Below are 24226 nucleotides of genomic sequence, written 5' to 3' on the forward strand. Positions count from 1 at the left end.
CATCTTTCCATGCGGGTTTTCCAGGAATTCGACGTGAAGGGTGAGGCGATGAACATCCCTGGTATCGCCACTGTGGCTGCGGGCGTGAGCTGTGGTGTGCGGGTGTTGCAGGTCGGTACGTCGACGGCAGCCGGGGCGGCGCAGGTCGTGGCGCGCCCGGTGCTGAGGTCTGTGGGGGGCGCGACTTTTCGGGTGTTGGGCGGCTCGGCACCGGCAGAGCCGTCTGTGGCCTGGGACACCGGCCGTCGGTTCCATGTGGACTTGGATCCGGTGCTGCCGTTTCCGCATTGGATCGACCATGCGACCGAGCTGGAAACCATGATCCACACGGTGCCCGGGGTGCGCACGGCACACGTGGAGAGCGGTTTGGGCCGCTTGGTGGTCGAGCATGACGGCTCTGCCGATCCCGCGGACATCTGGCAGCGGGTGCATGCGGCCGCGAACGATTTCTCCGACGTCGATACCGGTGCAGAGCAGATCTCTCGTGTCGTTCCTTTCGCGGACCCCGGCGATCCGCTGGCGATGATCATGCCGCTGGCTGCGGCGGCGATCGATGTGACAGCCGTGGCTGCGGCAATCGGCGGACAGATGGGCAGGTTACCGCTGCTGCCGCGGACCGCGCGGGCCGCTGCGGCAGCGATCAATCACCAACCGAGGGTGGTGGGGTTGCTCGAATCGCGGCTGGGCCGGCTCGGCGCGGATCTGGTGATGAGCGCCTCGACCGCGGCGGCGCACGGCTTGAGCGGCTCGGTCGGCGGGCCTGCGCTGGATCTGCTGCAGCGCAGCGTTCAGGTGTCCGAAGCGGCCGCGCATCGCAGGACCTGGCGTCGGCGCGAACCCGAACTGGCTTCACCGCGGCGTCCACAGGCCCCGATCGTGCCGGTGATCACCTCGGCAGGTAAGGACCTGCCCGCGCCACGGCATAGCTGGAACGCCGCGGGCATCGGTGAGCTGTCGCACGTGGCGGTCGATGCGGCCATCGACAGCGCCAAGGGAGCGGTGTCGGGTGTGGTGGAGGAGTATGCGAATCAGGCGGCGAACGCCTCGTTGGTCGCCGCCGCGGGTGTGTTGCTGGCCGGCGGCGGGGCCGAGGAGGCCGCTGATGCGGTACTGGCCGGGGTGCCGAAAGCCGCGCACCTGGGCCGGGAGGGATTCGCCGCGCAGCTGGGACGCGGCCTGGCCGAAGCCGGGCAGCTGGTACTGGATCCCGGGGCGCTGCGGCGGCTGGACAGGATCCAGGTCGTGGTCATCGACGGCGCGGCTCTGCGCGGCGAGGAACGTGCGGTGGTCAAAGCGCTGGGAAATCAACCGTGCTGGGACGAGGACCGCGTCTACGAAGTCGCCGATGCTCTGTTGCACGGCGAGCGAGCCCCGGATCCGGACCCCGACGAGCTGCCCGCCACCGGAGCACGCCTGCGCTGGTATCGCGGACAGAGGTCCTCCGCGCCCGCGCAAGGCGTCGAACACGCCGACCTCGTCGTCGCCGGACAGACGGTCGGACACGTCGAAATAGCTTGGGAGATAGATCCTTTCGCGGCCCCGTTGCTGCAGACCGCGAACCGGACCGGCACTCGGGTGGTACTACGGCACGTGGTCGGCACCGAGGAGCTCACCGCCAGTGTGTCCGCCGCGCACCCACCCGGCACCGCGCTGCTACCGCTGGTGCGTGAGCTGCGCGCCGATCGCGGACCGGTGCTGTTGATCACCGCACTGCACCCGGATGTCGCATCCACCGACACGCTGGCGGCATTGGCCATCGCCGATGTGGGAGTGGCAGTGGACGATCCGCAGGCGGCCACGCCATGGAGCGCGGACATCGTCACCGGCACCGACCTCGCCGCCGCAGTGCGGATCCTCTCGGCGCTGCCGACAGCGCGACAAGTCAGCGAATCCTCGGTACGTCTGGCCCAAGGCGGCAGCACCCTGGCCGGTTTGCTGCTCGTCACCGGGGAGTCCGGCGCCGACGGCCGGGCCGGGCTGCGCCATGTGTTCAGTCCCGTCGTCGCCGCCGGTGCTGCCGCCCTCGTCTCCGGAGCGATAGCCGCCGGGCGGGTTCTGCGGTTGCCCGACCCGACGCCGCAACCATTGACGGCGTGGCACGCCTTGGATCCGGAAATCGTCTATTCCCGTCTCGGCGGCGGCACCAGGCCGCTGGCGGCCGAACCCGGCCAGTCGCCGTGGCGGCGGCGATTGGCGGACCTGTCCGACAACGCGATGCTGGCGCCGTTGCGGGTGCCGATACGCACGGTGCAGCAATTGGCGGCCGCGACCCGGGCCGAGTTGCATGATCCCTTGACTCCGATCCTTACCGTCGGTGCGGCGGCCTCGGCGATTCTGGGCAGCAATATCGACGCGATCCTGGTCGGCGGTGTGATGGCGGGCAACGCGTTGATCGGCGGAGTGCAACGACTGCGAGCCGAGAACGCCGCCGCCGCCCTGTTCGCCGAACAAGATCAACTCGCGAGACGAGTCGTGGTGCCGGCGATGGCCACGATCCGCCGACGCCTGCAGTCCGCCCGGCACGCCGAGCGGACGGTGACTGTGCCTGCCACCCGGCTGCGCCCGGGCGACGTCATCGACCTCAGCGCCTCGGACGTCGTGGCGGCCGATGCCCGACTGCTGGTGGCCGACGATCTCGAGGTCGACGAATCCCTGTTGACCGGGGAATCGCTGCCGGTCCTCAAGCAGGTCGACCCCGTGCCCGTCGACGCCGCCGGCGACCGCGCCAGCATGGTTTTCGAAGGCAGCACGATCGTCGCCGGACACGCCCGCGCCATCGTGGTGGCCACGGGCGAGTCCACGACCGCGCAGCGGGCGATCTCGGCCGTCTCCGACGCAGGCACGTCGGCGGGAGTGCAGGCACGACTACGGCAGCTCACCGGAAAGGTGCTGCCCCTCACGCTCGCCGGGGGCGCCGCCGTGGCCGGCCTGGCGTTGGCCCGGCGAGTCCCGCTGCGACAAGCCGTTGCCGATGGTGTCGCCATCGCGGTCGCCGCGGTCCCCGAAGGACTGCCCCTGGTGGCCACACTCGCCCAGCTCGCCGCCGCCCGCCGCCTGTCCGGCCGCGGCGTGCTGGTCCGCGCCCCCCGCACACTCGAAGCATTGGGGCGCGTGCAGACCGTGTGTTTCGACAAGACCGGCACCCTCACCGAGAACCGCCTGCACGTCGTCGCAGCCGTGCCCGCCGACCTGAACCTCGGCGCACCACAACCCCTCGACACGCCGCAGGCAGTGCACGTAATCCGAACAGCCGCCCGGGCTTGCCCACGACCACACGAGAGCCAAGGACACGCGCACGCCACCGACGAGGCCATTTTGACAGCCGCGACTGCCACACCGGCCGCCGAGCACTGGACCGCACTCGCCGAAGTGCCGTTCGAATCCAGCCGTGGCTATGCCGCCACCGTCGGTGCCATGCACGACGCGGCTGGATCGCAACAGCATGCGCCGGTGTTGATCGTCAAAGGCGCGCCCGAGGTGATCCTGCAGCGCTGCCGATTCGCCGACGGATCAGCCGGCCGCGACCATGCCGAACAGTTGGTGCACAACCTGGCCGAGCACGGCCACCGGGTGATCGCCGTCGCCCAGCACGACTGGGATCGGACCAGCGCGCCCGAGGACGCCGATGCTGCCGATATCGACTCCGCGGCATGGGATCTGGAGTTGATCGGTTGCCTCGGGCTCGCCGATGTCGCCCGCCCGTCGGCTCGTCCACTGCTGGAACAACTCACCGCAGCCGGACGGCACGTCGTGTTGATCACCGGCGACCACCCCGTCACAGCGGCGGCGATCGCCGGTCAACTCGGGATGCCCAGCGATGGCCAGGTTGTCACCGGCGCCGAACTCGCCGCACTCGATGAACAAGAGCGCAGCGAACTCGCCGTCCGGACACAGGTGTTCGCGCGAGTGAGTCCCGAACAGAAGGTGCAGGTTATCCGCGCCCTGCAACACGGTGGACGAATCACGGCCATGGTGGGCGACGGCGCCAACGACGCCGCCGCCATCCGCATCGCCGACGTCGGCATCGGAGTCCAGGGCCGCGGATCGTTCGCCGCACGCAACGCCGCCGATCTCGTCCTGACACGCGAAGATCTCACCGCGCTGCTCGATGCGCTGATCGAGGGCCGCAACATGTGGAGCAGCGTCCGGGACGCGGTGACCATCCTGCTCGGCGGAAACGCCGGAGAAGTCGCATTCACCATCCTGGGCACCGCCCTCGGCCACGACCGGGCGCCGATGGGAACCCGCCAACTACTCCTGGTGAATTTGTTCACCGACATGTTCCCAGCACTGGCAGTCGCGGTGACACCGCGACAACCCGAACCCGAAATCGACACCAACGGCGATGCCGAGCAGGCCCTCGCCGCGATCCGGCGCGCAATACTGACCGAGCCCACACCCTCGCTCGACCGACCACTAGTCCACCAAATCCTCAGCCGCGGCGCCGCCACCGCCGCCGGCGCCACCGCCGCATGGGCGATCGGCAACTGGACACCCGGCACTCGCAGACGAACCGCGACGATGGGCCTGACCGCATTGGTGGCCACTCAGCTGGCGCAAACCCTGCTCACCCGCAAACACAGCCCGCTGGTGGCCGCCACCGCACTCGGCAGCGCGATCACCTTGGCCGCGATCGTGCAAACCCCAGGCATCAGCCACTTCTTCGGCTGCACTCCACTAGGACCGGTCGCATGGACCGGTGTACTCACCGCCACCACCACCGCCACCGCCTTGTCGATCGCAGCCCCCACCTGGCTGACCAAGATCACCGCTATCGCCGGCACTTCGAGTGAAAACCCCACCGACGCTCGGCCGCAACCGTTTCCGACGCGCCCGCAACCCTCTCCGACCCCTGCAGGCACAAGCAGCTGACCCAGCAGAAGACATCGAAGACCGCACAAAACGCTCTCGCACAGAAGTATCCGCGACGAGAAGGACCCCACAGCCCGAGCTCGACGCGCGGCGCAGGAAGCGGTACACGGTGGTCAGCGCGACTCGAACAGCCGCGTCGGCGAGTAGCCCGGCATTCAGTTGCTGAGCGCTGCTCAATCGGTCGCTACGGACCCAGCACCTCACGGACGGCGCACTATTGCGACATGGTGCTGCGCCAACAAGGAAATCCTCACCGACACCTGAACCGCGCGGGCCTACCGCGACCCGATGATGGCGTGGGACGACCCGGCATGCCAGGGTGCTTGGAGCAGATTCGGCGAGTGACACTGGCGATACGGCCGGTCTGCGAACGGATCACCGTCGGCACCACGGTGATACCCGACCAACGTCAGGTCGCCGACCGCGCCGCGCGCACGGCGAACCTCGTCTGGATGCAACACATAATCTCCCGCGAATGGCCGCAGGTTCGAGGAGTACCTCCCAGCAGACGGCGCTCAACCGCGCCGCCGCTGTATTTAGAGGGTCCGTTGCGGACTGGCTCGTGTTCCTCGCGGTTCAATCGGTCACGGCAGGCTTGTTGCCTGATTGCTCCGATTCCCGTTGCTCGGCGATCCGCCGATGGATCTCGTCCCATGACAGCGGCAACTCGTGAACCGGTGCGTTGAAGAACACGAATGTGCTGTCCCGCATGACCTTTCGCTTGCGCTCGACAGTCGACTTGTGCGGCTCCGAGCCTGCGTAAGCGGAGATGGCACCCTTGTCGTCCCAAGCCGAGTAGGTCCAGAATGTGCGCTTGAGCATCTCGGCCTTCAGAGTCACGCCCAGCGCTCCCGGGGAGCGGCGGGCCTGCCGCCACAACGCCAGCGAAGCGATCAGGAAACCGGGTGTGCTGAGCAGCGATTTGACTTCGAGACGTGAGGCCATGCATTGGGCTTCGGGTGTGGTGGGCGCGCCGATCGTCATCCATGGGAGCGTGGGCATGGAACCCTCTTTTCGAACGGAGGAGCGACGGTGGACTGCCGAGCAGCCTCACTATATTCCACAGTAGGATATAGGTAGTGTCAACGACTGCGGTCGATCGGACGGGCGTAGCTGATCCAGTCTCGGCTAGCCGCCCGATCGCCGACAAACCGACTCCGCTCGCGGGATGGAATCCTGCCCAGCGGTGGCCGGGTAGGCGGTGAACAGCTCGATTCCGCCCGTGCTGGAGAGTAATTCGGCCGTGTGGCACAGGCGACACAGAGCAGTGCACGCTGAGTTCGGAGCCTCGGGACCGTTGGGCGGCGATGAAAGATGTCGCCGGCGACGGGCTCGATGTTCGACTGGTCCCGGGGGCTGGTCAGGTCGCGCTTGTGGTTGATCGGAGTGACGGCCGGTCCCTCGGTGCTGTTTGACGGTTTCCGACAGCCGCGTTCCGGCGGAGAGACCGTGAATGGTCATGCGGCGGTACCGGTCTGCGAGCCACTGGGGCGGCCCGCGGCGTGGGATTCCACTGGTGGTGCGGGCGCGCAGATGTCCGCGCCGAAGGTATCGATACAGGCCAGACTGCGCGGATCAGCGGGGACATTAGGCACTGCGCCAACCGGAGTTGTCGTTGGCCTTCGGGGATGGTCAGTGTTCGTTCCTCGACTCGTCGGGAACAGCGAAACGCGGATGAATTCATGGTGGATGGGTTGCTGGGGCCGGTTGGCGACGACCATCCTGGTGGCATGCATAAAGCGATCGTGACGTTCATCGTTCTCGCTGTCGTGGTGCTCCTGGTGATCGCGGTCGTGCGCTCCGGATCTCGGCGTCGACGCAGGCAACGGGATCATCTGCTCGGCCAGGCCGCCTGGACGGGAAGGCATGGGGACATGCGGGGCACGGAGCAATGGATGATCTACACGATGCTCGCCAACCAGAACCACCACCATCATCATCACCACACCGGCGACGCTCAACCCGGTGGTTACAGCACTTACGGTGATGGCGGCTACTACGGAGACAATCTCGGGCAGACCAGCGGATGGGTTGCTCCCGGCAGCTGGGGCGATGGTGGCGGTAGCGGCTTGTTCGGCAACGGAAGCAGTTCCAGCGGCGTCGGTTTCTGATCCTCACCGGTCGAGCGACTCGCGCTCCCCGCGCCCCGGAATCGATGGTGGGCGCAGGAGTCGCCGGCTATGGGCGGCATGCCGATCGCGCGATCGAGGTTATGGTCGAACGGGTTGGAGGCCTGATCAGTTCACGCAGGGGCTTTTCGACCCTATGGTGGTCGTGATCGGCTTGCCGGTTTCGAGGCCGCTGTCCGCGGCGGATGTCGTTGTGCTGGTTGGGGAATCGGTGCTGTTACTGCTCGAGGACATGGTGCCGGTGGTCGATTCCTGCGGGAGAATGAAATCGTTGCCGATGACGACCTTCACGTGGCCGGGGGCAACGCTCGTCGATGCCGCTGTGGGCAGGCTGCCGAGGACCTCGGCGATCTGGGTGGCGTCGGTGTCGGCACCGGAACCGTAGTAGACGACCGAGCCGGGGCCGTCGTCGTAGCTGGCGTTGCCGATAGCGCCCCGGCCGAATCCCTTGCCGGCCAAGGCATTGGACACTGTGGCGGCCATGCCGGTGACGTGGCCGGCGTTGACGACGTCGACGGTGCTGGTGGGTGTGGTCCTGGGTGTGGTGGGTTGCGACGCGTGCACGCCGAACGCGCTGCGGACCGTCTTTTCGATGGCGGCGGGGTCGATGAGGTTGACATCTTGGCCGTCGATGCTCTGGTATCCCCTAATCGGCAGGGTCCGGAATTCGATCGGAATCGATCCGGCCTTTCCCATGGTCTGGGCGAAGTCGAGAATGTTCCAGCCCTGGGACAGCACCACATCGTTCTGCGCGGCGTTGATCAGTTGCCGTAGTTTCCCTATGTCGGTGAGTGTGCCGGCCTTCTTGAGTTGCGTGGCCGCGGCGGTCAGGAATGCTTGCTGGCGGTGGGTGCGGTCCAGGTCGCCGTTGTCGAGTCCGTGGCGTTGCCGCACGAACGACAACGCGTGGGCGGCATCGAGGTGCTGCGGCCCGGCCGGGAACACCGCCCCGGAGTAGTACTCGTCGTCGACCGCATGGTCCAGACACACGTCCACACCACCGAGAATGGTGGCCAGATCGTAGAAACCGACCAGGGAGATCTCCGCGAACCGGTTGATCGGTACGCCGGTCAATGCCTTCACCGTTCGCACGATCGATTCCCGGCCGGCCTCCCGGCCCCGGCGTTCCAGTTCACCCTTGTCCACGATGCCCTGGTCGGCGAGCTTCTGCTCGACTGCGGCTTTCTCGAGCCCGTAAGCTTCCTTGATCTTGGCGTGGTCGTAGCCGGGGATCCCGGTGACCGCGACGTAGTCGTCGCGGGGGATGGAAAAAGCGGTGATTTTCCTCAGATCCTTCGGAATGTGTACCAGGATCAGCGAATTGGCGTTGTAGCCGCCCTCGCTGCCATCACCGGCGTGCAATCGGTCCAGGACAGCTTCGGGTAGGTCGTTGCCGTTGCGGTCTTTGCGGGTGTCCAGTCCGATGAGCAGGATGTTCACATCGCCATCGAGCGCTGCGGCGTCCTCGGGACCGATCACGTTGGAATGCGCAAAACCCTGATCCAAGGTTTTCTCGGTGTAGTAAGCGAATCCGGTGCCGGACACGACGACCACAGCCGCAGCTGCGACGGCCAGCCGGACAACGACACGGGCCGCCGCCCTATACGACACGCTGGAACGGTGCCAAGCACACCAGCGGGGCGGGGCGGGCTCGTAGCAGTGGGCGGGCAGGTCAGTCGGCTGCGCCGCCACCGTAGTGCTCGGTGCGCTGGGCTCGACCTGAACCACGGGCCCACCGAGGTCGCCCGGTTCGACACCAGTCTCGGGATCAGACTCCGGCCGTGGGGCCTGCGCCCTGTGTCCGGTCACGGGCCGGGACCCGACGGCACATAAAGCGGTAACGGAGGCATGCGCCATGCGCGCGGCACGTTCGGCCGGAGTCGGTGCCGACGTGGAGCGATCTGCGACATTCCATAGCTCGGCGCGGGTGCGGTGAACTTCCGGTCCGGAATCCACGACAACCAGGGGCGGTGCGGCTTCGTCTTCCATCCCGGCAGCCCTCACATGACGGTGCTTCAGGAAGCGCTGAGAACAACCCTCAGCCAGGTCGTATCGAATCCTGCACGGGCCAACTGCAATCCCATGTCAGCGACACACCCCACCCGCTCTCGAGTTTCCATCGCCGGGCAGCCTCGCCAAAATAGCCACCGCGTCACCCAGGGGGCACCCACCTGCCCGCTGTGATCGCTGCTCCCGCCGACGAGTTCGGCCGCGATGCCCCTTCCCGGGCCGAACATGCGGGCACCGGACTATTCGGTATTGCCACCCAGCGTCGCACTAATGGTCAGGACCCGGACGTCCGGCTGTAAGGGCCAGGGGCTTGCGAGACCGGGACGCGACAGCGCTGACGTTCTGCGCGCCAGAAATGACTGCGCTCACCAAGTTCAGTGAGCGCCGTCAGCAATACACACTGCGGATCCCAAACAGTCAAACACGCTAACTTGACAGGGAAGTCAACTGCGACTACGACGTCGAGGACGGCATGGTCGCTGTCGAGGTGATGGGCGGCACGACCGCCGATCTCGATGTGATCTACGACCTCGCCGAGCAGGTACGCCGCGAACGCGACGAACTGCGGCGCGAACAGGCGAAGAACAAGTCCGGGAGCAGGAAGATACCCGAACCGCCGTGGCGACGTCGCCAGGACTACTGGTGATCACCACCGGCTGGCTGTTTCGCTGAGGTGCCGCTTGGTGTCATGCCGGGCGGCAAGATATGCGGCCCAGTCCCAGTCCCTTTGGGCCAGCCGTTCCCATGTGTGCGCGGTGGTCAGTCAGACGCCGAAGAGGTCACTGACCACCGCTGGCGGCAACTCGCCGGACGGGTTCGATCATCGCGGTGTTGCGTGCAGCGAGCGTAAGGAGTCTGTGAGATCGAGCCGTGCTGGCCGAACCTTCCTGTGCGCGAAGCAGGTACCGATCCGGCGGTGCAGTGGGTGGGCCGGGGGCAGGGACGCTGGTGGCCATCGGTGATGCTCCTCGAGGCTCGGGGATGGGCGGGACCCTCGCTGTTCGCAGCGATGCGCATCGCTGCCCGGAGATCGCGGCCAGCGGACTCGTGATCGCGGTGCACGGCGATCACAGAGCGGCGGATACAGGCAGTCGATCGTGGGGGTGCCGAATCCCTATGCGGTTGTGGAGTTCTCGCCACAGGGTCTGTCTGTTCGGGGGCCGAGCAAGCTCGGTGATCGACGGGTTCACGTGCGGCCGATTCCGCCCAGGATGACCCATCGTGAGGTGGGTAGGTCATCTGCGAGCCAGTCCTGCACCGGCACGATCCCCGGTTCCAGGAGTTCGAACCCGTCGACCAGTGCGTTGATCTCGTCCTCGGTGCGGAAGACGCATTGTGCTGTGCTGCCGTCGGTGTCGCAGCGCAGCTGCTGGACGAAGGCGTCGTCGCTGTGGGCGGCTGCGTGGGTGAAGGCGATGTAGCTGCCCGGTGCCATCACCTGTGCGAAACGGGCGACGCACTCGGCAGGGTCCTCGGAATCCAGGATGTAGTCCAGAACACCGACGAGCAGCAGCAGGACGGGCTGGTCGAAGTCGATGCCCGCCTCGGCGTGGAGCCGGGCCGGGAGTGTGTGGTCGGGGTCGCGGAAGTCCGCCAGCATCGGTGTCACGCCGGGCACGCTCGCGTAGAGCGCGTTGGCGTGGACGTAGACGAGCGGGTCGTAGTCGAGGTGGGCCACCCGCACGTCGGGGGTGATCGCGGTCACCGTGTCGTGGACGCTCGGTGTGGTGGGCATGCCCGCGCCGATGTCGATGAACTGCCGCACTCCGGCTTCGGCGGCGAGTGCGGTGGCGTGGGTGAGGAATTTGCGGGTGAACCAGGCGACGGTGCGGCTTTCCGGGGCGAGGGCGAGCATGCGTTTGGCGACGGCGCGGTCCGCGGTGTAGTTGTCTTTGCCGCCCAGCAGGTAGTCGTGGATGCGGGCGGCGTTGGGTGTGGTGGGGTCGATGCCCTCGGGCGCCGGCCGAGCGGTCCGGGTGCTCGCGGCGCTCATCCGAGCGCCTGAGTGCGTACCCACCGAGGGAATGCGGGATCCACGCGTCTGGTGGTCCAGATACGGCGGCTGTCCGCGCCGGGAGCGGGGTTCACCGGTGGGGTGGGGATCATGCGGGCGTGCTGGTCCAGCCGGAAGGGCTGGCGGCGGGTGCAGGAGATGAGCGGTTTGCGCATGCCGAGGCACAGGGTCGCCACGGCCCGCAGATGGATCACCGGCGCGGCGGAGTCGAACCAAGAGCGAGGTGCTCGGCCACCAGCGTGGTTCCGGTGGCGGTGCATGCGGCGGCCAGGTCGATGTGCAGGTCGCTCCGGTGGTGCAGGGCGATGGTGTCGGTCTCGGTGACCGCTGTGGTGACCAGATACAACCGGGTCGCTGCGGCGAGGACAGCGTGGGCGGCGTCGGGGTCGCGTTGCAGCGGATCGCGCCGGTCATCTGCGGGGGTTCCGCCGGTGTGGGTAATCACCAGCCGTTCCGCGATCCGCGGATCCCGGGCCAGCGCGTGCGCGAGGGTGGCCGGGGAATAGGTGCTGACCCACCGGACCGGGCCCCTGGTGCTCGCACACACCTTCGCTGCCGCGTCCACCGCGTCGAAGGGTTGCGCGGGTATGTGGCCGGGAATCAACCCAGCCGGGATGCGGTAGCCGGGTGCGCGTTGGGGGCTGGCGGTGGTGACCGGCACGTCGCTGCGGCCCCACACATCCAGCAGATGCCGGGCGAGCCGGGCGGTGTCGTGGTCCGCGGTGATCACCAACGCCAGCTCCGGTGCGAGGTGTGCCGCGCAGGCCAGGGCGAGGGTGTCGTCGGGGCTGGGGCCGATGTCCAGGATCAGCGGGGTCCGGTACAGGCTGCGCAGGGGCGGGCCGCCCGCGCGCAGTTTCTGCGCGAGGAGCTCGAAGCCGGGATACCGCTCGTAGAACTCCAGGAGCGTGTAGTAGTCGGCGGCGGCTTGCGCCCACCCGCCACCGGTCATGTCACCCCCTCCGACGAGGCACAAGGCGATATCGGGTCGGGTTCGGTCGCGGTGAGTTGCGTGGTCAGCCAGCCCATGAAGGCGGGATAGTCCGCTCGGCTGCTGACTCGGACGACCCGGCCTGCGGTGGGGTCCAGGCTCATCCGGCCGTCCTCGGCCACCACGACCGGGCGGTCCTCGAGGTGCACGAATCCGAGTCCGAGGGCCACGCTCAACGTCAGGGGGTCATGCATCTTGCTCGTGTAACCGAAACCTGTCGCCCAGCGGTCGATGTGCTCGGCCAGCAACCGCGCCCACGGCGGGGCCTCGGGTGTGGCGAGTCGCTGCACGAGCGGGTGCCCGGGGTACAGGGCGATCTCGGGGGTGAAGGTGACATCCGAGAGCACGAGGGTCAGGTGCCGGGCGCGGGCCAGCACGTAGCGGGCCGCGTCGGGATCGAGCCGGAAGTTGTGTTCCGCCTTGGCCGGGTCGCGGTAGTGGATGGCCCCGCCCATCTGGGTGATGACCAGCCGATCGGCCAAGTCCGGAGCCGCACGCAAAACGTGGGCGAGGTTGGTCAGGGGCCCGCACCCGACCCACCGCACCGGGCCACTGGTACTCGCGCACACCCGCCGAACCGTGTCCACCACATCCCCGGGCTGCGCGGCGATGCTGGTGGGGGTGAAACCTTGCATGACCCAGTACCGCGTGTTGCCCAGGTCCGCCCCGGCGGTGACGGGCACCTCGGGCCGTCCCAGCAAGTTCAGCTGATGCCTCGTGAATTGTGCTCGCTGCCCGCGGAGTTCATCAGCGGTGATCACCGCGGCGAGTTCGGGTAGCCACGCCGCGCACGTCACCGTGACCGCGTCGTCCGGGTCACCACCATTGTCGCTGTCGATCACCATCGGCGGCGGCACCAGTGAGTGCACCGATGCTCCGGGGTTTCCCGGACCCGCCGGAGCCCGGGTGGAATGCGTTGTGGTCATGGGGTTTTCAGAGCGTCGGAAGCCGTGGGCAACGGGCAGGACCACCGGGCTTCGGGCGGGTGCCGCCAGCTGGTCGGGATGAGGGGATCGGTTCGGCGCGTGCGTCATCGACGCGCCAGACTCGGGGTTGCGGGTATTGCGGCAGTGTGGGTGACGAGGTGGAGCCTGCGCTCGCTGGGGTCGGTCAGCGGCGGAACGAGCAGGGTCGGCATACCGACCTGCACCGCTGCCCCGTCCCGGGAAGCACGGTCCCCGACCATCAGAGTCTGCTCAGGCGAGGTGCCGAGCATCTCGAGCATCACCTCGAAGATGCGCGGATGTGGCTTCTGGACACCGTGCTCACCCGACAGCACGAACGCATCGACGAACTCGCCCAAACCCGCTCGGGTAAAGGTAGGCCGGATGTCGACGTGAATGTTGCTCAGAACCCCTATCGCGCAACCATTTCCAGCCAACGCGGCGAACGTGTCGGGAACGTCGGCGGCGAAGAGGTTGCAGCTGAGGTCCGAATCCACCGCGAACAGAGCATCGGCCAGCGCATCGTCCAGCCCAGCATCAGCGAACACCGCGTACAGCGTGTCCCGATGCCGGACCGGGCTCGTGTTGCCCGTGGGGTCCTGCAAACGGTTCGGCTCCCCGGCTGCGGCGTGAATACGCTGCCACAACGCTGCGGACGCTTGGTCACCGCAGTCGCGTCCGACCCGCCGCAGTGCTTCGCGCGCCCATCCTTCGCTGACGTACTCCGTGGTGAGCGTGCCACGAAAATCGAACACGACCGCGCAAATGTGTGACGTCAAATCCTGTGCCTTCCAATAATTTTCACCGCTGTTTCTTGTTTGCTGCCGCCGACGCCGAGCCTCGGGCTGTTCGGGTCGTGGTGATTCACAGAGGGGTGTCAGTCACCTCTGTCGGCTGGTGACTGCCGGGCAGCAGGGGCGTGGCACCGTCGCGTGCTCAGCATCGACCGGCGCGGGACCAGTGGCTCGATCGCAATGCCCTGCACGGCGCGCATGTCGCGCACTACCACGACATGCCGGGCATCGCCGGGGCGCAGCCGCTCGCCCGGCACCGTCGCACCCGGAGTCGTCGTGGCCGGTCGGGTCCTGGTCGTCGGAAAACCGCATCGCGAGCCGGGCTACCTGCCCGGCGATGCGGTACATCTCGCTGACAGCATCCAAGACATCGGCTGGCATCGGCCGGTCGAGGGTCACTAGTGGCTTCCCGCCCGCCAGGACGGTGTCCGCGCTGCCGGGTGCTCACCCGAGGGCGTATTCGATCCTGGCCAAGACGGGCGCGGTGACCGGGCGCTCCCCGCGTTCCACATTCCCCAACGTCCGGACACTCACACCCGCCGCCCGAGCGAACGCGCCACGCGTGTACATCCCCAAGAGGCGGCGGCGAATGATCACGTAATGCGCCAACCGCGCCAACGCTTCACCCGTGATCGGCTGCGGAACACTCTGGCCTGCGTTGTCTTTCAACTAACCTCCTGTCAAATGTCAGCGGGCGATGTGCAGCCGGGCGCGCACATCGGCCGGGTGGGGTAATTCCTCGGACGCCACCAATCGGTGTGGCCGCTGGCGCGGCGATCGCGCAGTCCTGGGTGTCGTGCCCGGCGGCGGGCTGCTGCCGGTCATCTGTGGCTGCTCGGGTGCATATACAGGCCGGTGGCCAGCGGTGGTGTGGGGGTGAAGGTCACCGGAAGCGCGGTGAGGGCCCGGTGGAACGGGCCCGGTCGCCAGTGCAGTTCTTCCGGGGCCACGGCCAGTTGAAGTTCGGGCAGCGCGTCCAGGAGCTGGTCGGTCGCGGCTTGCGCGATCTGGTAGGCCATGCCCTTGGCTGGGCACTGGTGTGGGCCTGCGGACCAGGCCAGATGGGACCGGTTGCCGGTAAGGTCCCCGCCCTGGGCGACCGCGTCGTTGTTGCAGGCGGCCATGCTGATCAGGACCGGCTGGTCCGCGGGCAGCCAGGTGTCCTCGACCAGGATGGGTTGCCGGGGGTAGGTGGTGCAGAAGTTCGCCATCGGCGGGTCCCGGAACAGCACTTCATCGAGCGCGTCGCGGGTCGACAGGCTCCCGCCGATCAGACCGCCGCCGAATCGGTCGTCGGTCAACATAAGCAGCGCGGTGTTGCCGATCAGGTTGCGCAGGGCTTCGAGTCCGGCGCCGTAGAAACTCATCAGCTGGGCGAACACTTCGGTGTCATCGAGCGGTGGTTCGAGCTCGAATTCGTGCTGCACCAGATAGGAGGTCATGTCGTGGCCGGGGGTGCGGCGTTTGAGAGCGATCAGCTCCAGCAACGCGGCCCGCAGATACTCGGTGCCCGCCCCGGCATCAGCGCCACTGTCGAACCGCGCGGCCATTCCTTGCGCCACGCGCGCCCCGATATCGGGTGAGCATCCGATGAGCCGGTTGAGGACCTCGAACACGACAGGGAAGGCATACTGGCTCAGCACGTCTGCGGTGCCGTGCTCGCAGAACAGGTTGATCAAGGGGACTGCGGCGTGCTCCACCATCTGGTCGAGGGCATGCTGATCGATGCCATCGATACTGGCAATCGACGCCTGCCGATACCGTGCATGCACAGCCCCGGTGTTGTAGCGGGCGGCGGGAAACCACGCCATCATCGCCAGCACCGGCGAATCGGGTCGCACCGACCGCTGCCACGCACGCGGATCGGCGGGGAAATGCTCGGGATCGTTCAAAATCCGCACCGCCGTGCGGTATCCGATCACCAGCGTCGCGGGAACACCCGGTGCCAGCTCGACCGGCACCAGCGACCCATACCGTTCCCGCATCTGTCGGTAGGCAGCGTGCGGGTCCGCAGCGAACCGCGCGCTGTCCAACGAGACACGATCCTGGTCGATCGCATCGGGCGACCCGTGCCCGACAGGGCACGAGCCAGACTCGGTATATCCGAGCGGGGAGGGCATGGTCACTGGTTCGACTCCGGAAATCAGGGCAGAAGAATGAATTACGTGGGCAAAGGCAGCGCGGCCGGCGTTCTTTGAAGAGGAAGGCACCGGGCCGGGGCCGTCGGAGAGGTCAGGTCAGGACCGTCTCGAGGTCCGCGAGCGCCTGGCCGCACTCGGCGAGCGGGACTCGCGCGGCGACATGACCGTCGGGCCGAATGAGGCAGGCCGCCGCCGACCCGGGTGCGCCGTAGATGTCGTGAATGCGGTCGGTGTCGGTGATCAGCGTGTTGCTCGGGGCACCCTCGCGCCCAGGTGAGCTGATCGCCTTCACCTTGATCCGATCGCCGAACCGCTGCGCCACGCGGGCCGCCAGTCCCGCGTGTTCCCACGCCGAGCGAGGGCTGTGGTGGATAGCCAGCAGCGTGTAATCCGTGTGATGCAGCAAATCGTGCACACTGGTGCGGCCATAGAGGCCCACATTGGGAGCGCGGTCCCCGGCGGCGAGCCCACCGAGGCTGGGGGCCGGGGCGGATGTAGAGGACATGGTGTCGCGGTAGGTGTAGGCGAGACCGGAAATCCGGGTCACGGCACGGTCATTGAAGCCCGGTGACTCGGCGATCGCGATGCGTTCGGCGAGGGGGCGGTCGTGCGCCATGATCACTTGGTGCAGCATGTCGGTCGCCTCGATCACCTGCGCCGCGATCGGCAACCGCTCAGCCTCGTAACTATCCAAAAGGCCAGGGTGCGCGTCGCCGTGGACCACTGACGCGAGTTTCCAGCCCAAGTTGAACGCATCGCCCATGCCCGCGTTCAACCCCATCCCGCCTGCTGGCGAGTGGATATGACCGGCGTCCCCGCACAGCAACACCCGGCCCCGGCGAAACGCCGCGCTCAACCGCTTCCACAACACGAACCGTGTCGTCCACTCCGGCACGCCGACACTCACCGCGCCGCCGAAATGCTCGTCGAGGGCCTGCTGGAATTCGGCTTGCGCGACTTCTTTGTCGGTGGCAGCCGAGCCGCCCAGTTCGCTGATCAAGACTCGATAGTTCGCTCCTGGAAGTTTGGTAACCAGCAGCATGCGATCGTGGCTGTGAAGATAGTGGATCCGGTCGTCCCCGAGCAGAAATCCATGCAGCGGCACATCCATCATCCGCATGTGACCCGCATATTCGTCGCCATGGAAACCCAGCCGGAGTTGCTCGCGCACGGTGGAACGCAACCCATCACAGCCGACCAGCCAGTGAGCGTGCACAACTTCAGAGGTGCCGTCGGACCGCACCAACGACGCGGTCACCCCACCCTCCGGCTCAACCGTGAATTCTCCCAATGCGGTGCCCCATTCCACCATGACGTTCATCGATGACAGATGCGCTCGCAGCAGTGCCTCGGTGGTGTTCTGGTTACTGATGAGAATGAATGGATAGCGGGTGTCCCGCAACTGAGTGAAATCGAGTCGAGCGACTTTATCCATGTCCGGAAATCGGTAATCCATTGATTTGCTGACCAAACCCTGACCGAGGAAGCTCTCGACCAGCCCAGCCGCTTCCAGTTGCTCGAGACTGCGCGCGTGCACGGTAAATGCCCTGGATGTGACCGTCGGACCACCTGCCCGGTCGATCACTCGGCACGGCACGTTCCGTCGCGCCAATTCGATAGACAGTGTCAATCCAGCAGGTCCTGCACCCGCAATGAGAATAGGAATATCAGACATGAAAAACCTTCCTGATCAAACGCTTCAGCCTGAAAGGCTGACCAAACCAGACGATGCAATCGAGGCCCCAGCTCGCTAACGACAACGATCAGCCAATCGGGCAGAGACGGCAGTTCCTGCCTAGTTTGTCGGTCGGCGTACGGCTCTTAACTGACCTTTCGTTAAGCAAAGTTGCCCGAATCGCGAATGGGTAGTGAAGCGTTCCAAGAGCGCAACTGCCGGTTGCCGCCCAGGCGCGGTTGGGCCGTTTGTCCGCCCCGAGCCGCATCATTCAATATCGAGGGTCCGCCCCCTTCTTCTCTGTGGCGTGTAAAAGCTCCCCGGACCTGTGAATGGACGAAAGAAAGCTATGAATCGAACGAAAACCTGCTCGTCCGGTCCATGTGATCAATGATGACCGAGGGTTGTGTACCGGTCAGCATATGAGCCTCAAATGAAACAAAATGACACTGCTGCGCCGCCGTGGAACTACCAGTGGCACCGGTCGATACAGCTGTGTATCGACCGAAGCTACTGCGATCCCGTGCGGGATGACTTGGTCGGTGTGCACGAATCTGCTCGCGCGGCGAGAATCGTTGCCATGGCTACAGATCTGGGCATGCTCCAACAAGCCGCCGACATGCTTCCAGCGATGACGGCCCGCATCGTGGAACTCGTGGAGTGCGAGTCCCCCTCGGATTCGCCAGCCGCGCTCGCAGAATGTGCACGTTTGCTGGCACCCTGGCTCGAAGAGGCAACGGGACGACCAGTTGAAGCGCCTCGGGTCGGGGACAACGTCCATCTGCTAGTGCAAGCTCCAGCACCTCGCGTATTGCTCCTTGGGCACTTCGACACGGTATGGCCGCTGGGCACGACCGAGCAGTGGCCGTGTTCGGTGGTCGACGGAATCGCCTCGGGCCCTGGCATATTCGACATGAAGGCCGGAATCGTTCAGATGCTCGGCGCGCTGCGCCTGCTCGACGACGCCAGCGGGGTAAGTATCCTCCTCACCAGCGACGAGGAAGTCGGATCACGGACATCACGGGCCTTGATCGAGCAGCACGCCCAGGCCGCCGGGGCAGTCCTGGTATGCGAGCCCAGCGCCGATGGCGGCGCGGTCAAGATCGGCCGCAAGGGCATTGCGAACTATCGCATCGACGTCCGTGGCAAGGCCGCGCATTCGGGACTCGAGCCCTTCTTGGGCATCAATGCCGGTGTCGAATTGGCGCACCAGATCCTGGCGATCTCGGAACTCGGCACCAGCGAGACGACTGTCACCCCTACGGTGCTGTCCGCAGGCACAACAGCAAACACCGTACCCGAGCGTGCGCAATGTATGGTCGACGTTCGCGCATGGACGCGGGTCGAACTTGAGCGCATTCACACGACAATGTCGGCACTGGCTTCGCGTCTGGTCGGTGCCGATGTTGTCGTGTCTGGCGGGATCGACCGCCCGCCGTTCGAACCCGAGGCCGCAGAGAGGCTGTACCTCGAAACCATCGGGGCCGCAGACAGTTTGGGAATAGCCAGGCCAGCCGGAGTGCGGTCCGCGGGCGGTTCCGACGGCAATATCACAGCAGCCCTGGGGATCGAGACCCTCGACGGGCTCGGAGCTGTGGGCGCGCATCCGCACGGGCGAGAGGAGCATGTTCAGATCGCTGCCATTCCGGAACGGACGGCGTTGCTTGCTGCGCTGATTACCCGGCTGGCAGCGGTTCCTGCGGTCCGGTAATCCGTGCCCCACAATGGTGTGGGTGACGCGGATTCTTATCTTGGGCGGAAGTTGGTTCCTCGGCCGTACGATTGCCGACCACGCAGTAACAAGAAGTTGGGACGTAGTGACCTTCCGTCGTGGCCACACCGGCAGCGACGCCGAGGGAGTCACCATCATTCGAGGCGACCGCACAGATGCCGGCGACCTCGCGCGCCTGGCCCGCGCCGGAGACTTCGACGCGGTGATCGACACGTCGAGTTACGTGCCCCGCGACACCCTTGCTGTAGCCCGCGCCCTCGAACCGGTTGCTTCACGATACGTACTGGTCTCAACCGTATCGGTGTATCGAGGCTGGCCGACCGAACCACTGAACGAGCAATCGGAGATCCTCGAATGCCCCGCCGATGCCGGCCCCGGCTTTGGCTACGACGGCGATCCCGGGCCGTCCACGTACGGCTTCGGCAAGGCCGGTTGCGAGCGAGCAGTACTCGACACCTTCGGCGATCGGCGATCCACCATCCTGCGACCCGGAGTCATCCTGGGCCCGCGTGAATATGTCGGACGCACAGAATGGTGGCTCCGGCGAGCCCAAAGAGGCGGACGAATCCTAGCTCCTGGCTCCCCACAACGCCCGGTCCAGCCGATCGATGTCCGCGACGCCGCTGATTTCACCCTGCACACCGCCACGGGCCCGACCGGCATATTCAACGTTGCCGGAACACGACGTGAGACGATGGGAGACCTGCTCACTGCGTGCCTCGACGTGACTGGCCGACGCGGACGGCTGGAATGGATCACCGACGAGGAATGGCTTGCCGCCCAGCACATTACGCAATGGACCGAGCTGCCGTTGTGGCGAATCTATCCCGGCACATGGGCGGTCGATTCGACGCGCGCTCGTACCGCTGGCCTCCAGTGCCGCCCGCTGCGCGACACCGTCGCCGACACCTGGTCATGGCTCACTAACGGCGGCGCGAGCGTGACTCATGAACGAGCCGATGAGCTGGGAATCTCGCCCGAACGCGAACAGGGGATCCTCGGCTTGTGGGACGCCTACCAACTCGACCATTGCGGCGCGTAGCAGCACTTCCCCGCAGCGCAAGTCTCGGCCCGAGTACGACTACATGGGCGGCGCGAGAGCGCGAAGAGCGGCTCTCCCTGACGCAGTTGCGGTGGTGAACTCTTGGATCTCGCTACGAAGGTTCCGTGCCTCGACAGCCGTACGGTAGCGGGACGCGCTACCCAGGACATCCCCAAGTGCGTCGAGCCGCTGCGCGATCGCCTCAGTGCACTGCCCAGGAGCCAGATTCAGCACTGGCGTCAATGCTTCTCGTGCACCTGCCAGGTCGCCGCGCAAGGTCCTGGCCGAGCCGAGATCGACTTGCGCGCTCAATGCTCCACCAGTCCACCGCCGATCCGCCGGAACAGCTGCGAACAAGTCGACAGCGTTCTGTGCTTCACGCTCGGCCTGCCGCCCGTCTCCGAGTCGAACGTACGCAGCTCCGGCGCACAATCCCCGCCGAGCGACGTCGAACGCCAGCTCGCCGCCCACCCGGTCGAGGAACTCATCGTCACCAGCGCGGCCGAGCTCATCGGCCGCCTGCTCCAATTCGCTACGCACATTCTCGGTTGCCCCCGTCATCGCCAAGGCACGCGCGTGCACGCTGTGCAGCCGAACCCGTGCAGTCCCCGCTGGGGCATTCGCTAACCCATCAGCAGCCAAATCGATTGCCCGGCCGGTGTTTCCGGCCCAGAATGCAACCGTCGACTGCAACGCACGCGCCCACGCCTGCACCGACAAGTGGTCGATCAAACTCCCATACGTGTGCGCCGCCCTCGCCTGGCCTTCCGCCGCATTTTGAAGTCCCAGATCCCACGACACACTCGACAACAGACCGCAGACCTGGCCCGCGATCAAATAGAGTTCGGCCTGCTGAGCCGGTTTACGGGTGCGGTCCAACACGGCATAGACCGTGTCGCGCAACGACACCAGATCGGTCAGCATCTCCAACGCCGACTTCACGTAATACGCCCGTGCGCAATCATCGGCAGCCGCACGCAAATGCTCGAGCGCTGACGGATCCAGAGCTGCTGCTGCAGCCATTGCATGGGCCACCGACTCCCTCGCCGCACTCACCACACGCTCCAAACCAGCCATCCACTGTGACTCAACCCCACGCGCCGACGGCACCGGGGCCATCGGTGATCCGAACAATCGCTGTACCGACTCACCGGTCCATTCTTCCAGGACCTTCTGCGCCGCCAAGCGTGGCGATCCTTTTCCACTCAACCAGCGTATGGCTTGACTGCGCGACACCGACAAGTTCTCACCGAGGCGTAGGGCTTGTCGCCTGAACTCGCGCTGGAACTCCGGCACCGACATCCCCCGGTCCCGGACGAGCTGCTCCAAACGGGTATACGGATCACGCTGCATCCCAACCTCCACCCACCAACGGCATCAAACTATTGCAACCCATCACGACAAACCTGTCCACAACCACCTACGCCTGTCATGCAGGGACAGCGGCCGGGACTTTCCGGCCCCGAGAAGTGTTGCGCCGGGACCTAGGGCTGAGGGCCGAAGAGGCCGCTGACCTTCAGCGCCAGCGGAGGACTTGTTGGATTTCGTTTGCGAGGCTGCGGTTTCCGGCCGCGATGAATTTCTTGCGACCGTTCATGGCCTCGTTGATCTCGGGTAGCGAGTTCAGACCGTAGTCCAGTGGGATCGGTGTTCCGCGGAGATCTGTGACTGTTCCGCCTGCGGCGTGCAGGATGTAGTGCCCGGGTGAGAGGTCCCAGATGGCGAAGCCTTTAGCGAATTCGACCATGGCGTCGGTGAATCCGGCTGCGACGTGGCATAAACCGATCGAGCCGAAGTCAACCCCGATGCGCCCCTTCGCTTTTCCGCCATCGGACGGCGCTCCGAGCGCTTCGAAGAACTCGTGCTGTTGCGTCAGAGGCTCGAATCGTTGGAGTGGCCGCATGAGGTAGTTGGTGACCAGCGCCTCCGGCAATGATGCGTCTGAGGGGTGTTCGAGGGGGTGCTGGGTGCGGTTGGCGGTGATCATCTCGGCGCGGTCGTTTCCGTCCTCGTCTCTGGCGGCGAGGTAGATCTGAATGTGGTGGAAGATGTCGCCGACCACGGCCACGACCGGCCGCGCCAGAGTACGGGAGTAGACCAGGATGTGGGTATAGCCATAGAGGCTGCGGACGGCGAGTTCGCTGGTGTCGAGAGGATCGACCAGCACGCACAGGTCGGGATCTGGCTCTTGGCCGATGATCTCGGGGTCTGCTTCCTCGGAGGCGTAGATGAATGAGGGAATGATCTGGACCAGCAGCTCTTTGTAGCGGCGGTGCATCCACAGGTCGTAGTCGGAAAGGAAGTTGTCCTGGTGGCGCGGGTTCTCGTTTTCGGCACGGCGGCCGGTGAGCGCGGCGTCGATGAGGCGGGGCCGAATGTCCACGATCATGTCGCGCACGAGCTCGGCGATGCGGTGTGCGAGTTCGGTGTTCGTGGCTGAGGTGGTCACCAGGTGCCGCCTTTCGGTGGAGTCATCGCAGTTCCAATGGTGGTTCGATGCCCGGCGGGCTCATGGTGGCGGCGATGAATATAGCTTCTAGGCCAGCGTCACGCATGATTTTCGCTCCGGTCAGGTCGTCGAAACTGTCCACTTTCAGGTCGCGGTTTTTGGTCATTGCCCCGAAGACGGCGAAGTAGAGTTCCGCCTTGCGATATCGGGCACGGAGTTGCTGGGTGAGGTACCCGATGACGTCGGCGTGTTTGACTTCGAAATCGCAGATGACGATGGTCGGTGTGTCTCGGGCGGGCGGGAAGAATGAGGCGTCGTCCAGGTCGATGCCGTCACGGATTTTGTTGCAGCGTAGGTAGCCGATGTTGCAGCGGGAGAAGCGTGAGGATGCGAGGAAGGTCGCCATCACTAGTCCGGCCTCGTTCACGCCGAAGCATACGTCCACGTCGAGGCGGCGGCCGACGTTTTTGATCTGTATCGAGAGTTGTTCCACGCCGTAGCCGAACGTTTCCCAGGTCAGGTCGAGGAGCTGGCCCGGATGCGGGTTGGGCAAGGTGAAGACGCTGATGTCGGGGTTGCCGTACTCGATGGTAGGAACCGAAAGGATGAACTCCTCGCCGGGTCGCCTGGCCGACATGTTCCCGACGGTTGGGTGTATGCCGGCCCCTGGGGGACCGAGTGGAGATGCACCAGATGGGCTGTCGGGGTGGGGATCTGCGGTCATCTGTCTCAGGGACAGCTGGTCTTCGATCGGAAGTCGTTCGTAGGCTTCAGCGATCAAAGTGGTCGGCGGGATCGTTTCTTCGGCGACGCCCAAGGGGCCGCGACCGTAAGCGGTGCACAGGATCAGCACGCTGGACAGCGATGGGGGCGAGCCGCGGCCTCGGCCGCGTGCCCAGGCTTCCCAGGCGTTGATCGAGGTGCCGCCGAGGGTCGTCTGGTTGCCGGTGACCTCGTTGTAGCGCTCGGCGGCCTGGTCCTGGGACAGCCCGGCCGCGTAGCGGTGCGCCTGCAGGCTAGGCACATCCGGATACCGCGCCATCAGCTCGGTCGCGGCCCGTGTCACCGAACCCAGTGTGGTCCAAAGCTTTTTGCCCGCCGCGGCCATCTCCCGGCCGCGCGCCTGCGGGGTTGTGGGCTGGTTCATCGGCGAGGTCGAATTGTGTTGCCTCGACCGGACTTCCACCCGCCCCAGTTCTGCGTACCCGGAACTGTCACGGCTCTCAGGTTACCCATCACGATGGGCAAGGCCGTTGTTTGGCGAAGAATGCCAGTTCAGCGCTACCCATCAATCGGGCGGTTGTCGAACCGTCGTGCAGGTGTCACGAGCCGACACGCGTGCGACCGTATTTTCGGAAGGCTGCGAGGTAGTCAGAGAGGCCAACGACAGCGAATCCGTACTCGGCGAATCGCCGCCGCTGCGGTAGATCCGG

At 66.0% G+C, this 24226-nt stretch carries 19 protein-coding genes; 6 read left to right on the plus strand and 13 right to left on the minus strand.

Annotated features, from left to right (window positions below; genetic code table 11):
* Positions 1–48 precede the first annotated feature (48 nt).
* Positions 49–4872, plus strand: coding sequence for a cation-translocating P-type ATPase (locus AC5WS7_RS32805; RefSeq protein ID WP_495958642.1), 4824 nt, complete (start codon positions 49–51; stop codon positions 4870–4872).
* 576 nt (positions 4873–5448) lie between these two features.
* On the opposite strand, the gene AC5WS7_RS32810 is transcribed toward AC5WS7_RS32805, so the two are convergent.
* Complete coding sequence (locus AC5WS7_RS32810; protein WP_495958494.1) at positions 5449–5856, minus strand: hypothetical protein; 408 nt, start codon at positions 5854–5856, stop codon at positions 5449–5451.
* A gap of 698 nt (positions 5857–6554) precedes the next feature.
* Between AC5WS7_RS32810 and AC5WS7_RS32815 the strand changes: the two genes are divergently transcribed.
* Complete coding sequence (locus tag AC5WS7_RS32815) at positions 6555–6983, plus strand: hypothetical protein (protein WP_495958495.1); 429 nt, start codon at positions 6555–6557, stop codon at positions 6981–6983.
* A 126-nt stretch (positions 6984–7109) separates the two neighbouring features.
* Here the strand turns inward: AC5WS7_RS32815 and AC5WS7_RS32820 are convergent, their stop codons facing one another.
* A complete protein-coding gene (locus tag AC5WS7_RS32820; RefSeq protein WP_495958496.1) occupies positions 7110–8612 on the minus strand; it encodes an LCP family protein in 1503 nt (500 codons plus the stop codon).
* An 871-nt stretch (positions 8613–9483) separates the two neighbouring features.
* Here AC5WS7_RS32820 and AC5WS7_RS32825 point away from each other — a divergent pair.
* The gene (locus tag AC5WS7_RS32825) at positions 9484–9657 is read left to right on the plus strand and encodes a hypothetical protein (protein ID WP_495958497.1); all 174 of its coding nucleotides are present in this window, start codon (positions 9484–9486) and stop codon (positions 9655–9657) included.
* Positions 9658–10197: 540 nt separating this feature from the next.
* On the opposite strand, the gene AC5WS7_RS32830 is transcribed toward AC5WS7_RS32825, so the two are convergent.
* The 5 genes from AC5WS7_RS32830 to AC5WS7_RS32850 form a co-directional block, all read right to left on the minus strand.
* Positions 10198–11004, minus strand: coding sequence for an SAM-dependent methyltransferase (locus tag AC5WS7_RS32830; protein ID WP_495958498.1), 807 nt, complete (start codon positions 11002–11004; stop codon positions 10198–10200).
* Positions 11001–11219 (minus strand): hypothetical protein, encoded by a 219-nt coding sequence (locus tag AC5WS7_RS32835; RefSeq protein ID WP_495958499.1) that lies wholly within the window; start codon positions 11217–11219, stop codon positions 11001–11003. The genes AC5WS7_RS32830 and AC5WS7_RS32835 overlap by 4 nt, the downstream gene beginning before the upstream one ends.
* Positions 11216–11977 carry a hypothetical protein gene (locus AC5WS7_RS32840; RefSeq protein WP_495958500.1) on the minus strand — a complete coding sequence of 254 codons (762 nt, stop codon included), beginning with the start codon at positions 11975–11977 and terminating at the stop codon, positions 11216–11218. The genes AC5WS7_RS32835 and AC5WS7_RS32840 overlap by 4 nt, the downstream gene beginning before the upstream one ends.
* The gene (locus tag AC5WS7_RS32845) at positions 11974–12942 is read right to left on the minus strand and encodes a nucleoside hydrolase (protein WP_495958501.1); all 969 of its coding nucleotides are present in this window, start codon (positions 12940–12942) and stop codon (positions 11974–11976) included. Before AC5WS7_RS32845 ends, AC5WS7_RS32840 begins: the two co-directional genes overlap by 4 nt.
* Positions 12943–13046: 104 nt before the next feature.
* Positions 13047–13739 carry an HAD family hydrolase gene (locus tag AC5WS7_RS32850; protein WP_495958502.1) on the minus strand — a complete coding sequence of 231 codons (693 nt, stop codon included), beginning with the start codon at positions 13737–13739 and terminating at the stop codon, positions 13047–13049.
* A gap of 291 nt (positions 13740–14030) precedes the next feature.
* Between AC5WS7_RS32850 and AC5WS7_RS32855 the strand changes: the two genes are divergently transcribed.
* On the plus strand, positions 14031–14156 hold the full coding sequence (locus tag AC5WS7_RS32855) for a hypothetical protein (RefSeq protein WP_495958503.1): 126 nt from the start codon (positions 14031–14033) through the stop codon (positions 14154–14156).
* Positions 14157–14198: 42 nt separating this feature from the next.
* On the opposite strand, the gene AC5WS7_RS32860 is transcribed toward AC5WS7_RS32855, so the two are convergent.
* The 3 genes from AC5WS7_RS32860 to AC5WS7_RS32870 all read right to left on the minus strand — a co-directional run bounded on the left by AC5WS7_RS32860 (position 14199) and on the right by AC5WS7_RS32870 (position 17570).
* Positions 14199–14423 carry a helix-turn-helix domain-containing protein gene (locus AC5WS7_RS32860; protein ID WP_495958504.1) on the minus strand — a complete coding sequence of 75 codons (225 nt, stop codon included), beginning with the start codon at positions 14421–14423 and terminating at the stop codon, positions 14199–14201.
* Between the two features lie 152 nt (positions 14424–14575).
* Positions 14576–15874, minus strand: coding sequence for a cytochrome P450 family protein (locus AC5WS7_RS32865; RefSeq protein ID WP_495958643.1), 1299 nt, complete (start codon positions 15872–15874; stop codon positions 14576–14578).
* A 112-nt stretch (positions 15875–15986) separates the two neighbouring features.
* Entirely contained in the window at positions 15987–17570 is a 1584-nt protein-coding gene (locus tag AC5WS7_RS32870) for an FAD-dependent monooxygenase (protein ID WP_495958505.1), read from the minus strand.
* Between the two features lie 580 nt (positions 17571–18150).
* Between AC5WS7_RS32870 and AC5WS7_RS32875 the strand changes: the two genes are divergently transcribed.
* Complete coding sequence (locus AC5WS7_RS32875) at positions 18151–19281, plus strand: M20 family metallopeptidase (RefSeq protein WP_495958506.1); 1131 nt, start codon at positions 18151–18153, stop codon at positions 19279–19281.
* Between the two features lie 22 nt (positions 19282–19303).
* Positions 19304–20344 (plus strand): NAD-dependent epimerase/dehydratase family protein, encoded by a 1041-nt coding sequence (locus AC5WS7_RS32880; protein ID WP_495958507.1) that lies wholly within the window; start codon positions 19304–19306, stop codon positions 20342–20344.
* Between the two features lie 39 nt (positions 20345–20383).
* Here the strand turns inward: AC5WS7_RS32880 and AC5WS7_RS32885 are convergent, their stop codons facing one another.
* The 3 genes from AC5WS7_RS32885 to AC5WS7_RS32895 all read right to left on the minus strand — a co-directional run bounded on the left by AC5WS7_RS32885 (position 20384) and on the right by AC5WS7_RS32895 (position 23940).
* On the minus strand, positions 20384–21697 hold the full coding sequence (locus tag AC5WS7_RS32885; RefSeq protein ID WP_495958508.1) for an NsdA family TPR-like regulatory protein: 1314 nt from the start codon (positions 21695–21697) through the stop codon (positions 20384–20386).
* 163 nt (positions 21698–21860) lie between these two features.
* Positions 21861–22793 carry an inositol monophosphatase family protein gene (locus tag AC5WS7_RS32890; RefSeq protein WP_495958509.1) on the minus strand — a complete coding sequence of 311 codons (933 nt, stop codon included), beginning with the start codon at positions 22791–22793 and terminating at the stop codon, positions 21861–21863.
* A 22-nt stretch (positions 22794–22815) separates the two neighbouring features.
* Entirely contained in the window at positions 22816–23940 is a 1125-nt protein-coding gene (locus tag AC5WS7_RS32895; protein ID WP_495958510.1) for a helix-turn-helix domain-containing protein, read from the minus strand.
* Between the last annotated feature and the right edge of the window lie 286 nt (positions 23941–24226).

It is taken from the genome of Nocardia sp. PLKS1-43 (assembly GCF_059510335.1).